This window comes from Paraburkholderia sp. GAS33, from assembly GCF_050436645.1.
GTDB lineage: Bacteria > Pseudomonadota > Gammaproteobacteria > Burkholderiales > Burkholderiaceae > Paraburkholderia > Paraburkholderia phenazinium_B.
The window spans coordinates 28,769-42,459 of record NZ_JBNDMP010000017.1 but is presented as its reverse complement, the minus strand read 5'-3'; the positions used below and the strand labels follow the sequence as shown (position 1 = coordinate 42,459).

The following is a 13,691-nucleotide window of genomic DNA, read 5'->3' as shown; positions in this document are numbered from 1 at the left end:
GCCGAAGCTGGCAATAAGCAGGGCGGCGCCGCGAGCCGTGGCGCCATCCGAGTGTGGTACAGCATTTACTGCGAACCAGGAGCCAATGTGACTCGCAGATCGTTTTTGACGCTGGCGTGTGGGGTAATGGTGTTGTCCGCGTGCGGTTTTCAGCTACGCGGTCAGCAGGACTATCCGTTTAAGCGCCTCGCTGTTGCGGGCGCGCCGGCCCCGTTCCTCGGCCGTTTGACTCGAATGGTTCAAGGCGGCAGCGACACGGTAATCGTCAAAGCGGTGTCGAACGCGGATGCCGTTCTGCATGTTTCCGAGGTTCGTGGCAACAGCGTGCTGACGATGAATTCTCTCGGCGTCGTCGAAGAATATGAAGTCACCTACACGCTGCTCTACTCGCTCAACGGCACGGACGGAACGGTACTGATTCCGCAAAGCGCGATCGAGCTGAACCGCGCCATGACTTACAGCGATGAGTTCACGCAGGCGAAAATGGCCGAAGCGGATCTCCTGTACGCGGACATGCAAAGTGACGCCGTCGATCAGTTGATCCGCCGTCTGGGTGTCGTGCATTCGCTGCATCCGGCGCCGGGCCAAGGCGCGCCTGCCGTTGCGCCGCGCGTGCCGTTGCCGCCGCCGCCGCTTTGAGCGGCACCTTGCACGGACGTGTTTTGCCAATCCTGTTGATCCGTAGCCATGCAACTGCGACTTGACGCGCTCGAAGCGCACCTCGCGAAGGGACTCGCCGACCTGTACGTCGTGTACGGCGACGAGCACCTGCTCGCGCAGGAAGCGGGCGACCGGATCCGCGCGGCCGCGCGTTCGGCCGGCTACACCGATCGCTCGGTGTTCACGGTGGAGCGTGGCTTCGACTGGAGTTCGCTGCTGGGTGCGAGCCAGTCGATGTCGCTGTTCGGCGACAAGCAGCTCGTCGAGCTGCGGATTCCATCTGGCAAGCCGGGCAAGGAAGGCGCGGATGCGTTGAAGTCGCTCGCTGACGCGGTGAATTCCGATGTCCTGACGATGATCACGCTGCCTCGTCTCGATGCGGCAACGCAGAAGTCCGGCTGGTTTACTGCGTTGGCCGAGGCGGGTGTGGCGCTGAAGATCGATCCGGTGGAGCGGGCGCAGTTGCCCAACTGGGTCGGCCAGCGGCTGTCGCAGCAGGGGCAGCGTGTGGCTGCCGGCGAGGAAGGGCGGCGCGCCTTGCAGTTTATTGCGGAGCGCGTGGAAGGCAATCTGCTTGCTGCGCATCAGGAAATTCAGAAGCTCGGGTTGCTCTATCCGGCCGGGGCGTTGAGTCTCGAGCAGGTGCAGGACGCTGTGTTGAACGTCGCGCGCTATGACGTCTTCAAGCTGAACGAGGCGATGCTGGCGGGCGACGTGGGACGGCTTGCCCGCATGCTCGACGGCTTGCGCGGCGAAGGCGAGGCGGCGGTGCTGGTGCTGTGGGCCGTTGTCGAGGAAGTGCGGACGCTTTTGCGCATCAAACGCGGCGTGGCGGCGGGCAAGCCGCTTGCGATGCTGGTGCGCGAAAACCGCGTGTGGGGGCCGCGTGAGCGGCTGATCGGCCCGGCTTTGTCGCGCGTAACCGAAGCGGCGCTGGAGAAGGCGCTCGCGCTCGCGGCGAAGCTCGATCGCCAGGTCAAGGGGCTGTCCGGCGGCACGCCTGGCAATCATCGCAATGACCCACCGCCCGACCCATGGGATGGGCTGTTCGAACTGGCGATGACAGTCGCTGCGGCGGCGAAGGCGACGGCTGCGCCAATCGGGTCGCCTGGCAGGCCACGACCGCCAGCCACGCCGGTGCGCAGGCCGGTCTGAACAGAGCGCACGCCTGCAGGCTGCGTTTTGACGCTGGTCTGACTGTGAGCGCGCAGCAACCACTCTGATCGGCCCCGTTGGCTACGCATCCGGCAAGCCGCCGCAACCAGACTTACAATCGTTTGATCTTTCGCTAATTCTGCCTGTCCACCGCGTACCGAAGACGCGGACGGACATCACGAGAATCACCATGAATATCGACCAGTACATGACCGACCTCGGCCGCCGCGCCCGGCACGCTTCGCGTGCGATGGCGCGGGCGTCGACGGCAGCGAAAAACACCGCGCTCGAGGCAGTGGCCCGCGCGATCGAACGTGAGTCGGCGCAGCTGAAAGAGGCCAATGCACGCGACGTTGCACGCGCACGCGAGAAAGGGCACGACGCTGCGTTTATCGACCGTCTCACCTTGTCGGACAAGGCGCTGAAGACGATGGTCGAAGGCCTGCGCCAGGTCGCGGCGCTACCGGATCAGATCGGTGAGATCAGCAACCTCAAATACCGTCCAAGCGGCATCCAGGTCGGGCAGATGCGCGTGCCGCTAGGCGTAATCGGCATCATCTACGAATCGCGGCCGAATGTGACGATCGACGCCGCCGCGTTGTGTCTGAAGTCAGGCAACGCAACGATTCTGCGCGGTGGTTCGGAAGCGCTCGAATGCAATACCGCGCTGGCGAAGCTGATTGGCGAAGGCCTCGAGATGGCCGGTTTGCCGCAGGATGCCGTGCAGGTAGTGGCGACTTCGGATCGCGCTGCCGTGGGTGCGCTGATCACGATGACGGAATACGTCGACGTGATCGTGCCGCGCGGCGGCAAGAGCCTGATCGCACGCCTGATGGAAGAAGCGCGCGTGCCGATGATCAAGCACCTCGACGGAATCTGCCACGTGTACGTCGACGACCGTGCGGACATCACCAAGGCAATGACCGTGTGCGACAACGCGAAGACGCACCGCTACGGCACCTGCAACACGATGGAAACGCTACTGGTGGCGCGTGGCATTGCGCATCAAGTGCTACCGCAGCTTGGGCGCCTGTATCGCGTCAAGGAAGTCGAACTGCGCGTCGATCCGGCAGCGCGCGAGGTACTCGAAGCGGCGGGCGTCGGCCCGCTCGTCGATGCAACCGAGGAAGACTGGAGCACCGAATATCTCGCACCGGTGCTGGCGATCAAGGTGGTCGACGACCTCGATGCGGCGATCGAGCACATCAACACCTACAGTTCCGCGCACACCGATGCGATCGTCACCGAAGACCACGACCGCGCGATGCGTTTCCTGCGCGAAGTGGATTCGGCGAGCGTGATGGTCAACGCATCGACGCGCTTTGCCGATGGCTTCGAATTTGGCCTTGGCGCAGAAATCGGCATTTCGAACGACAAGCTGCACGCGCGCGGGCCGGTGGGACTGGAAGGGCTGACGTCGCTGAAGTACGTTGTGCTCGGGCACGGCGAAGGCCGTCAGTAACCCTCGGCGCGCTGATGGGCGCGCGATCAACAACGCCAACTCGACGCAAGAGGACCGCCAATGCTTCTGGTAAAAACGTTTCACATCGTTCTGATTGCTTCCTGGTTTGCCGGCCTGTTCTACTTGCCGCGCATCTTCGTCAATCTGGCGATGGAAACGGAACCGGCCGCCACGGCACGCCTGCTGATCATGGCGAGGAAGCTTTATCGCTTTATGAGCTTCATTGCAGTTCCCGCGCTCGCCTGTGGGCTGTGGCTGTGGCTGGTGGTCGGCATTGGGCGTGGGCAGGGCTGGATGCACGCGAAGCTCACCGTCGTCGTGCTGCTGATCGTCTATCACTTCTATTGCGGACGTTTGCTGGCGACGTTCGAACGGGGTGAGAACCGTCGTACGCATAAGTGGTATCGGATGTTCAATGAACTGCCCGTGCTGGGGATGCTGGCGGCGGTGGCGTTGGTGGTTTTAAAGCCGTTTTAAAAATAATCGGAATTCTTCTAAGAGAACCGATGCGGTAAATCTTCATCAATTGCGGCAACCCGGTATCAATTCATAAATGCCGGGTTAAAGCGTCCTTTTGGCATCTCGAGATTCGTTCGGATGCTATCCATCGGTACGCACTTCTAATATTCAGCCTGTGACGATACGGTCCCCGTCTCCAACGCGGAGGCAAGGATTTGCCCATCCTGTGTCACGTTCTATGCGATTTAAATAAGAGTTATGCAATCGACATAACTTGCTGTGTCTATTTAACGGATTTAAGACTGGTCCGATGTCGACCGGATACTCAGATCAATAACGTAGATTTCCTGGTCTGGACCTCAATTCTGTTTTGCCACTCGACATACTGTTCTCGTTTCCTTTGACCGTGAGCGGTGACTGTTGAACGAGTTGACCCCGGCCAGCGCGTCGCGTGTTCGCTGCAAGCGCGCACGTTTCTGCGAATTGAAATCTGTGTATCTAATGGGGACAACTTAATGAATAAAATATCTCGGTCAATGTGGAACGACGTCACGTGCGCATGGACAGCAGCTTCAAAATTTATTCGCGCCTCTGCGAAAAAATCCTCTGTAAAGAATGGTGTTATTTCACTGGTTGCGGCCGGGTTTCTTTCTGCCGGAACAGCGTATGCGGCGGCGGCTCCCGTTGCGGTTTTTAATGACGCTACCGACGATACCTGTGCCGCGGTGAACGATGGAATTCCAGGCGGCGGTACCACTACCGCTCTGACTTCGCCGGCCTGCCAGGCGACCATCGGCAACAAGAGCAGTTCCCAAACTGCGCTCGCCAGCAATACGTCTCTCAACCTCATCTCGAACTCATCTGGCCTGATTGCCAGAGGTGGCCTGGAGATTTTCGGCGACGGCGTTTCTGCCGGGTCTCCCGTTGCGTACCTTCATGGTCAGCTCAGCCTGTTTAGCAATGGCACAACCTCGGGCACCGCGAACAAGATTATTGGTGTGGCGGCGGGCACGGTGTCGGCGGCTAGCACGGACGCCGTGAACGGCAGCCAACTGTACGGCGTTTCGCAAAGCGTCGCGGGTGCATTGGGCGGCAACTCGACTGTGAATCCGGATGGTTCGGTCGCGAGACCGCAATACGACATCGGAGGCAGCACGTTCTATACCGTCGGCGATGCGCTGAATAATCTGGACGGCCGCACAGCGCAGAATACCGACAGCATCGCGAATATCAACAGCATCCTGAACAACATCGGCGGTGGCTCGGGCATCATGTATTTCCACTCGAACTCGACGCTGGTGGATTCGCAGGCAACGGGGGTGGATTCAGTGGCGATCGGCGGCAACGCGCGGGCCTGGGACGAGGGCTCGGTCGCCTTGGGCGCGAACTCGGTGGCGAATCGTCCGAATTCGGTGTCGGTTGGCTCAGTGGGCAAGGAACGGCAGATCACCAACGTCGCAGCCGGTACGGCCGATACCGACGCGGTAAACGTATCGCAGTTGAAGGCGGCTGGTCTCGTGGACGAGAATGGCAACGCAAATGCCGCGGTCATTTACGATCATAACGCCGACGGTTCGGTCGACTACGGTAGCGTGACAATGGGCGGCGGCGCCTCGGGCGGCACGACCATCCACAACGTGGCGGCAGGTGTGGCCGATACCGACGCAGTGAATGTCGCCCAGATGAACGCGGCGCTCGGCGCCGTGGCGAATGTCGCGGTCAATGCCACGAATCCGCTTTTTACGGCGAGCGGTGATCGCAATGCGGAAGCAGCAATGGCAAGCGGCACGCATGCTACGGCGATGGGCGCCAACGCATCGGCTGCGGGTGTCAATGCGGTTGCAGTGGGTGCAGGCTCGGCCGCGCAGGCTGACAACTCGGTCGCGCTAGGTGCGAACTCGGTGGCCGACCGTGCCAACTCGGTGTCGGTGGGTGCGGTGGGTAGTGAACGCCAGTTGACGAATGTTGCGGCCGGGCAGCAGGGCACCGACGCGGTCAACGTGGACCAGTTGAACGCGGCCACAACGCAGGCGAATAGCTACACGGACAGTCGCATCGCGGGTGTGCAAAACTCGATCAACGAAGTCGCGAAGAATGCCTATGCCGGCGTAGCCGCCGCTATGGCCATGCCGAACATGACGCCGTCGGGTCCGGGCAGGACGGTCGTCGCGGCTGGTGGCGGAACATACAAGGGCGCATCGGCGGCCGCGGCGGGTGTTACCTATCGTTCGCTGAGCGGCCATTGGCTTGCAAACGGCGCGGTGTCTGTGACGTCGACCGGCGACGCGGGCGTGCGCGCTCAGGTCGGTTACGAGTTCTGAGGTGGTTGCCTTGGATAGCGCACGGTAGCTGAGCTGAAATCCCCGGTGGCCGGAAGGTCACCACAAGTGAGGGGATTATCGTTCCCACCCTGCATGCGAGTCGCGCTGCAGGGTGTTTTGTTTCTACGGACCATGCCACGCACGACGCCAAGCGTGACGCTGATCACGTCTGCGGATCGATCCTTCGGCGGTTGATCACTTCCTTTGCCTGCGCCAGTTTCTCCACCAACTCCGGTCCCCGGCTCAACGCTACCCCGACCGCGAGGATGTCGCCGATGGCCAGATGTGAGACGCGCGAGGTCATCGGCGAAAAGATATCCGTATCCTCATCCACATTCGCAAAGAGTCCGACGGTCGCCAGTCGCGCGAGGGGCGAATTGCCATGCGTGATAGCAATCACCTTTGCGCCTGCGGCCAGCGCCGCCTTGACCGCATCGACGATATCGCGTGTGCGTCCCGTGTTCGAAATCGCCACCACGACGTCGCCTTCTCCTAGCAGCGACGCCGACATCAGAAACGTATGCGGGTCCGAATAGGCGACGCTCGGCATGCCGAGCCGGAAGAACTTGTGCTGCACATCGAGTGCTGCGACGCCGGAGCCGCCTGCGCCGTAAAACTCGATCCGCCGCGCTTTGGAGAGCAGTTCGATAGCCGCTGCCACGCTGTCCGACGACAGGTTGTTGCGCACCTGGATCAGTGCGCCGATAGTCCGGTCCAGCACCTTGGCCGCGACGCCGGGTGCCGGCTCGTCGGGCCGAACATCGCGATAGACGACCGGCACCTCCGCCGCGATGCCTTGCGCGAGCCGGATCTTGAACTCCCGAAAGCCCGAAAAGCCGAGCGCATGGCAAAAGCGCGCAATGGTCGGCTGACTCACGCCTGCGCGGGCTGCCACCTCGTTCATCGACAGATCCAGTACTTCGCGCGGCGCTTCGATCACGTAGTCCGCTAACTTCCGCTCGGACGGGCGCAACTGCTCGCGCATCGCTTCCACCTGGGACAGCATCATTGGAAAACTCGCACTATGCTGAAGAATGCGTGGACTATAGCTGATTGCTGAAGATGTACAAAAACTACATTTCGCGCTGTAGGTGTATTCCCTAAGTGATTCGCGTTTTTGGTCTAACGGCTTTGTAGTGGGCGTTTCATGGAATTCCGGGCGATGGAAAATGGAAAGATGGCCGCATTGCGATCGTGTAGTTTTTCTACTAAACTCTCGATGTCGGTCTAATCCGACGTCCCCGCGATCCCCACCTGGCCCCGCGCATGTTCGCCCCAGCCAGCGACGAAGGAGCTTCGATGGTTTCCCCGCATTCGCAATTGCTCAAGGTTACGCAACGCGTGATCGAACGCAGCAAGCCTACCCGCGACGCCTACCTGGCCCGCATCGATAAAGCCCAAGGCAAGTTTCCGGCGCGTGGCGCGCTGTCCTGCGCGAATCTCGCGCACGGCTTTGCCGGCCTCGAGGGTAACGACAAGCTCGTGATCAAGCAGATCCGCGAGCCGAATATCGGCATCGTGTCGTCGTACAACGAGATGCTGTCGGCCCACGCGCCCTTCAAGAATTATCCCGATCTGATCAAGCAGGCCGCCCGTGAAAACGGTGGCGTGGCGCAATTCGCGGGCGGTGTGCCGGCCATGTGCGACGGCGTCACGCAGGGTAACGCGGGCATGGAACTGTCGCTGTTCTCGCGTGAAGTGATTGCGATGAGTACGGCGGTCGCGCTCACGCACAACATGTTCGACGCGGCGCTGTGCCTCGGCATCTGCGACAAGATCGTGCCGGGTCTGCTGATTGGTGCGCTGCAGTTTGGCCACATCCCGACCATCTTCGTGCCGGCTGGCCCGATGACGAGTGGTCTGGGCAACGACGACAAGGCGAAGGTGCGCCAGCAGTTCGCGACCGGTCACTGTGACCGCAGCGCGCTGCTCGAAGCGGAAGCCGCTGCGTATCACAGCCACGGCACCTGCACGTTCTACGGCACGGCCAACAGCAACCAGATGCTGATGGAAGTGATGGGCCTGCATCTGCCGGGTTCGGCATTTGTGCATCCGCACACGCCGCTGCGCGATGCGCTTACGGCGCAAGCTGCGCGTCGCGTGCTCGACCTGACGGTGGAACGCGGCAATTACACCCCGATCGGTCATGTGGTCGACGAGAAGGCGATCGTCAACGGCATCGTTGCATTGCTGGCGACGGGTGGTTCGACCAATCACACGCTGCACCTCGTGGCCATTGCGCGTGCGGCGGGCATCGTGATCGACTGGGACGACTTCGATCAACTGTCGCAGAACGTGCCGCTGCTGGCGAAGATTTATCCGAACGGCAAGGCCGACGTGAACCATTTCCACGCGGCGGGCGGCGTGGCGTTCCTGGTCCGCAATCTGCTGGAAGGGGGCTTGCTGCACGAAGACGTCAACACCGTGGCGGGCAAGGGGCTTCATCACTACACGGAAGAGCCCAAGCTGCTCGACGGCAAGCTGACGTGGGTACCGGGTGTGACGGAGAGCCAGGAAACGGCTGTGCTGCGCGGCATCAAGGAACCGTTCCAGGCTGACGGCGGTCTGCGGCTGATGCAGGGCAAGCTGGGCCGCGGCGTCATCAAGATTTCGGCGGTTGCGGCGCAGCATCGCAAGGTGAAGGCGCCGGCGATCGTGTTCGATTCGCAGGAAGCGGTGCAGGAAGCCTTCGATAAAGGCGAACTGAAGCGCGACTTCGTGGCTGTCGTTCGCTTCCAGGGCGCTCGTGCAAACGGCATGCCCGAGCTGCATCGTTTGACGCCGCTGCTCGGCGTGTTGCAGGATCAGGGTTTCCATGTCGCGCTGGTTACCGATGGACGCATGTCGGGTGCCTCGGGCAAGGTGCCGGCGGTGATCCACGTGTCGCCGGAAGCGCTGCTGGAAGGCCCGATCGGCAAGGTGCGCGATGGCGACATGCTGGTGATCGACGCTGAAGCGGGCGTGCTCGACGTCGAAATCGATGCGGCCGAATGGGCGGCGCGGCCTGAGGCCGTCCCGCAGCATCAGGCGGAAAACGAAGTCGGCTTCGGCCGCGAACTGTTTGGCGTCTTCCGTGCGGCCGCTGCGCCGGCGGAACTGGGCGCTTCGGTATTTGGTCCGATGGTGGGCGAAGTTCACGCAAGCGTTCACCCAAGCCACGAACTGCAGAAACAAGGAGTCTGACTATGACGGCAAAGAAAGTAAGCGACATCGTGCGTCTCGGCCCGGTGATTCCGGTGCTGGCGTTCGACTCGGCGGAACAGGGCGAGAACGTGTCGCGCGCACTGCATGCTGGTGGCGTAAAGGTGCTCGAGATCACGCTGCGTACGGCGGCCGGTCTGGAAGCTATCGAACGCGCGAGCCATCTGGCGGAAGACATCGTCGTCGGCGTCGGCACGATCACGAGGCCGGAGCACTGCGCGCAAGCCAAGAAGGCTGGCGCACAGTTCGGCGTGTCGCCGGGCCTCACGAGGGAGATGCACCAGGCTGCGCAGGATGCCGGCTTACCGCTGCTGCCGGGCGTGATGACGCCGTCCGACATCATCGTCGCGCTGGAACTCGGCTATGAGATCGTCAAATTCTTCCCGGCCCAACAGGCCGGTGGCGTGCCGATGCTGCAGGCCTTCCACGGCCCGTTCCCGGCCCTGAAGTTCTGTCCGACCGGCGGGATTACGGCTGAAACCGCCCCCAATTTCCTCGCACTGCCGAACGTTGTGTGCGTGGGCGGCTCCTGGCTCACGCCGAAGGCCGCACTCGCGGCGCAGAACTGGGATGAAGTCACGCGTCTCGCCCGTGCGGCAAGCGAACTTGCTGCACCGGCGCATTGAGTTCGGACTGAGTCGAACCGAATGATGCTGGAGGTGGGACAGCAAGCACCCGCATCCACGTAAGCAGTAGATGGAGCAGAGAGTGACGTCAGAGTCCGGCTGCATCCGAAGAAGCCTCGCCGCTGCAGCCGTTAAGGCCGCGACGGCGAGGCTTCTTTTTAATCCGCGTGCAGAGTTTCCGCGCGCTCATCCTCAAACAGACAGTAAAATTGGCGTCCACGTGATTACCGGTGACACTGCCGTTTCACGTCAGGCGTAGAGACAGGCAGCGCGAGAAAGTTTGCACCGCGTTTGCAACTAGAACCAACAATGCAAAAGGAGGAGCTCCATGGGAGCTAGCCATGGCAGCTTGCTGCTGATTTACGCGGTGGTCGCCATCGCCGCGTTGATCCTGCTGATTACGCGCTACAAGGTCTATCCGTTCCTCGTCCTGATCATCGTGTCGCTGCTGCTTGGTCTTGTGGCCGGCATGCCGATGGGCACGATCGTCAAGTCGTTCGAGACCGGCAACGGCAACACGCTCGGGCACATTGCGATCGTGGTTGGACTCGGCACCATGCTCGGCAAGATGATGGCCGAATCCGGCGGGGCGGAACGCATTGCGACGACGTTGATTGACAAGTTCGGCGAAAAGCATATTCACTGGGCGATGATGGTCGTGGCGATCATCGTCGGTTTGCCGGTGTTCTTTGAAGTGGGCTTCGTGCTGCTGATTCCGATTGCGTTCAACGTCGCCAAGCGTACCGGCAAGTCGCTGTTGCTGATCGGTTTACCGATGATCGCCGGTTTGTCCGTCGTGCACGGGCTGATTCCGCCGCATCCTGCCGCAATGCTCGCTGTGCAGGCGTATCACGCGGACATTGGCAAGACGATCGTGTTTGGCCTGATCGTGGGTGTGCCCTGTGCGATTGTCGCGGGGCCGCTGTTCGCGCTGCTGGTCAGCCGCTACATCAAGTTGCCCGAGCACAATCCTCTGGCTGCTCAATTTCTCGGCTCGGCTGGCGACGACAAGGCAACGAAGCGTGAGCTGCCGAGCTTTGGCATCACGCTGTTCACGATTTTGCTGCCGGTGATTCTGATGTTGATCGGCAGTTGGGCGGACCTTGTGTTCGCCCCAAAGACCTTGCCGAATGACTTGCTGCATTTCGTCGGCAACTCGGATGTGGCGTTGCTGATCGCGGTGCTCGTCAGCTTCTGGACGTTCGGCGCGAAGCGCGGCTTCAATCGCGAGCAGATCCAAAAGTTCTGCGGAGAGTGTCTGGCGCCGATCGCCGGCATTACACTGATCGTCGGTGCAGGCGGTGGCTTCGGACGTGTGCTGATGGATAGCGGTATTTCGAAGGAAATCGTCAATGCAGCGACTGCGGCGCATCTGTCGCCGCTGGTGTTTGCCTGGTGCGTGGCCGCGCTGATCCGTCTTGCGACGGGATCGGCTACGGTTGCCATGACGACGGCCTGCGGCATCGTCGCGCCTATCGCGGCTGCGGGCGGTGTGCAGGTGCGTCCGGAGTTGCTGGTGCTGGCGACGGGTTCGGGCTCGCTGATTTTCTCGCACGTCAACGACGGCGGATTCTGGTTGATCAAGGAATACTTTGGAATGACGGTGGGACAGACGTTCAAGACGTGGTCGCTGCTCGAAACCATCATTTCCTTGATGGGTTTGGGGTTGACCTTCGCGCTCGCGACGGTCCTGTAAGGAGTATTGAATGATTCTGATCGGAATGGGCGTCTCGGGCGCCGGCAAGACGCGGATCGGCGAGATGCTGGCGGAGCGTCTGCACTGCAGCTTCACCGATGGCGACGCGTTTCATAGCGCGGCCAACAAGGAGAAGATGCACAAAGGCATCCCGCTGACCGACGAAGACCGTTGGCCCTGGCTGAAGACGATTCGTGCGGCGATCGAAGAGAAGCAACGTGCGGGGGAGACGGCGGTGTTCACATGCTCGTCGCTGAAGCGCTCGTATCGCGACGTTCTGCGTGGAGGTGGTGATAGGGACGTGGTGTTTGTCTATCTGAAGGGCTCATACGAGGTGCTGCACGAGCGTCTGGCGACGCGCACCGGACACTTCTTCGATCCTTCGTTGCTGCAAAGCCAGTTGGATACGCTTGAAGAGCCGGGTGCGGATGAGGCAATTACGGTGAGTATCGAGTTGACGCCGGATGAGATCGTGGATGAGGTATTGGTGCAAATGAAGGCGCGTTGATAGTCCGCGTTTCTTCTGCACGTCGCACGAAAAAATGGCGCTCCGAGGAGCGCCATTTTCATCTCTGCGTGCAAGCACGCTAGCGGGTAAAGCTTCGCGGCTTACGCAATCCGCTTGGCCAATTCAATCGCCTTGCCCACATACGAAGCCGGCGTCATGGCCAGCAAGCGTTCCTTCGCATCCGCAGGAATATTCAACCCGCCAATAAACGTCTGCAGCGCCTCGCGCGTAATACCCTTGCCGCGCGTGAGTTCCTTCAACTGCTCGTACGGATTCTCGATGCCGTAACGGCGCATCACGGTTTGCACCGGCTCAGCCAGCACTTCCCAGCAGTTATCCAGATCTTCGTTCAGACGCGCGGGGTTCACTTCGAGCTTGTCCAGACCGCGGATCAACGCGTCATATGCCAAGAGTGAGTAGCCAAACGCCACGCCGATATTGCGCAGCACGGTCGAGTCGGTCAGATCACGCTGCCAGCGCGAGATAGGCAGCTTGTCTGCCAGATGCCGCAACGTTGCATTCGCCAGTCCCAGGTTGCCTTCCGAGTTTTCGAAGTCGATCGGATTGACCTTGTGCGGCATCGTCGACGAACCGATCTCGCCGGCTTTCAGACGTTGCTTGAAGTAGCCGAGCGAGATATAGCCCCACACGTCGCGGTCCAGATCCAGCAGGATCGTGTTGGCGCGCGAGACGGCGTCGAACAGCTCGGCCATATAGTCGTGCGGTTCGATCTGGATCGTGTATGGATTGAACTTGAGCTTCAGACGCTTCTCGACCACTTCGCGCGAAAACGCTTCCCAGTCGAACTCAGGATAGGCGGACAAATGCGCATTGAAGTTGCCCACCGCGCCGTTCATCTTGCCGAGCAGTTCCACGTTTTCGATACGCTCGATCGCGCGCGAGAGACGCGCTGCGACGTTGGCGATTTCCTTGCCGAGCGTGGTCGGGCTGGCCGGTTGGCCGTGCGTGCGCGACAGCAGCGGTTGCGCGGCTTGCGCATGCGCGAGCGCGACGAGACGCGCGTGCACCGAACGCAGCGCCGGCACGATTACGTGCTCACGCGCACCCGCGAGCATCAGGCCGTGCGACGTGTTGTTGATGTCTTCCGAGGTGCAGGCGAAGTGGATGAACTCGCTCGCGCGTTCCAGTTCCGGCTGACCCTTCACCGATTCCTTGAGCCAGTATTCGACGGCCTTCACGTCATGGTTGGTGACGCGCTCGATTTCCTTGATGCGAGCGGCGTCGTGCGCGGTGAAGCGCTCGGCCAGTTGCAGCAGGAATTGCTCGGACGCCGCGGAGAAGCGGGGCACTTCAGCGAAACCGGCCTGCGACAGCGCGATCAGCCAATGGATTTCGACCGTCACGCGATGGCGCATGAACGCGGCTTCCGAAAGCCATTCGCGCAGGGCTTCGGTTTTCGACGCGTAGCGGCCGTCGAGCGGGGAGAGCGCGGTGAGCGCGAACAGGGTATCGGGGCGGGTGTCGGACATGATGGAGGCGTGAGCGCTCGGTGAGCAGATCGGAACGGAGGGAACCCGGAATTTTACCACCGGACGGGCATGCTCCTGATTCGCCGGCCTATTGCCCCTAACACCGGCTATTG

Annotated in this window: 11 protein-coding genes; 9 read left to right on the top strand and 2 right to left on the bottom strand. The window is 61.3% G+C overall.

Annotated elements, in window-relative coordinates; genetic code table 11:
- The first annotated feature begins 87 nt into the window (after positions 1-87).
- The 5 genes from lptE (at position 88) to P3T24_RS34500 (ending at position 6,057) form a co-directional block, all read left to right on the top strand.
- Positions 88-639, top strand: coding sequence for an LPS assembly lipoprotein LptE (gene lptE, locus P3T24_RS34520; RefSeq protein WP_074262472.1), 552 nt, complete (start codon positions 88-90; stop codon positions 637-639).
- Between the two features lie 48 nt (positions 640-687).
- On the top strand, positions 688-1,815 hold the full coding sequence (holA, locus tag P3T24_RS34515; protein ID WP_429441275.1) for a DNA polymerase III subunit delta: 1,128 nt from the start codon (positions 688-690) through the stop codon (positions 1,813-1,815).
- A gap of 139 nt (positions 1,816-1,954) precedes the next feature.
- Positions 1,955-3,277, top strand: coding sequence for a glutamate-5-semialdehyde dehydrogenase (locus P3T24_RS34510; protein WP_429441354.1), 1,323 nt, complete (start codon positions 1,955-1,957; stop codon positions 3,275-3,277).
- Positions 3,278-3,337: 60 nt separating this feature from the next.
- A complete protein-coding gene (locus P3T24_RS34505; protein ID WP_074262469.1) occupies positions 3,338-3,754 on the top strand; it encodes a CopD family protein in 417 nt (138 codons plus the stop codon).
- Positions 3,755-4,461: 707 nt separating this feature from the next.
- Complete coding sequence (locus P3T24_RS34500) at positions 4,462-6,057, top strand: YadA family autotransporter adhesin (RefSeq protein ID WP_429441273.1); 1,596 nt, start codon at positions 4,462-4,464, stop codon at positions 6,055-6,057.
- 163 nt (positions 6,058-6,220) lie between these two features.
- Here the strand turns inward: P3T24_RS34500 and P3T24_RS34495 are convergent, their stop codons facing one another.
- The gene (locus tag P3T24_RS34495) at positions 6,221-7,066 is read right to left on the bottom strand and encodes a MurR/RpiR family transcriptional regulator (protein WP_429286605.1); all 846 of its coding nucleotides are present in this window, start codon (positions 7,064-7,066) and stop codon (positions 6,221-6,223) included.
- Between the two features lie 290 nt (positions 7,067-7,356).
- Here P3T24_RS34495 and edd point away from each other — a divergent pair, with 290 nt between their 5' ends.
- From edd to P3T24_RS34475, 4 genes are all read left to right on the top strand, one after another.
- The gene (edd, locus tag P3T24_RS34490; protein WP_429441271.1) at positions 7,357-9,240 is read left to right on the top strand and encodes a phosphogluconate dehydratase; all 1,884 of its coding nucleotides are present in this window, start codon (positions 7,357-7,359) and stop codon (positions 9,238-9,240) included.
- A 2-nt stretch (positions 9,241-9,242) separates the two neighbouring features.
- On the top strand, positions 9,243-9,884 hold the full coding sequence (eda, locus tag P3T24_RS34485; protein ID WP_074262465.1) for a bifunctional 4-hydroxy-2-oxoglutarate aldolase/2-dehydro-3-deoxy-phosphogluconate aldolase: 642 nt from the start codon (positions 9,243-9,245) through the stop codon (positions 9,882-9,884).
- 328 nt (positions 9,885-10,212) lie between these two features.
- A complete protein-coding gene (locus P3T24_RS34480; protein WP_074262464.1) occupies positions 10,213-11,580 on the top strand; it encodes a GntP family permease in 1,368 nt (455 codons plus the stop codon).
- A gap of 10 nt (positions 11,581-11,590) precedes the next feature.
- On the top strand, positions 11,591-12,088 hold the full coding sequence (locus P3T24_RS34475; protein WP_429441268.1) for a gluconokinase: 498 nt from the start codon (positions 11,591-11,593) through the stop codon (positions 12,086-12,088).
- A gap of 101 nt (positions 12,089-12,189) precedes the next feature.
- On the opposite strand, the gene purB is transcribed toward P3T24_RS34475, so the two are convergent.
- Positions 12,190-13,578, bottom strand: a complete 1,389-nt coding sequence (gene purB / locus P3T24_RS34470; protein ID WP_429441266.1) for an adenylosuccinate lyase — start codon at positions 13,576-13,578, stop codon at positions 12,190-12,192.
- Positions 13,579-13,691 lie beyond the last annotated feature (113 nt).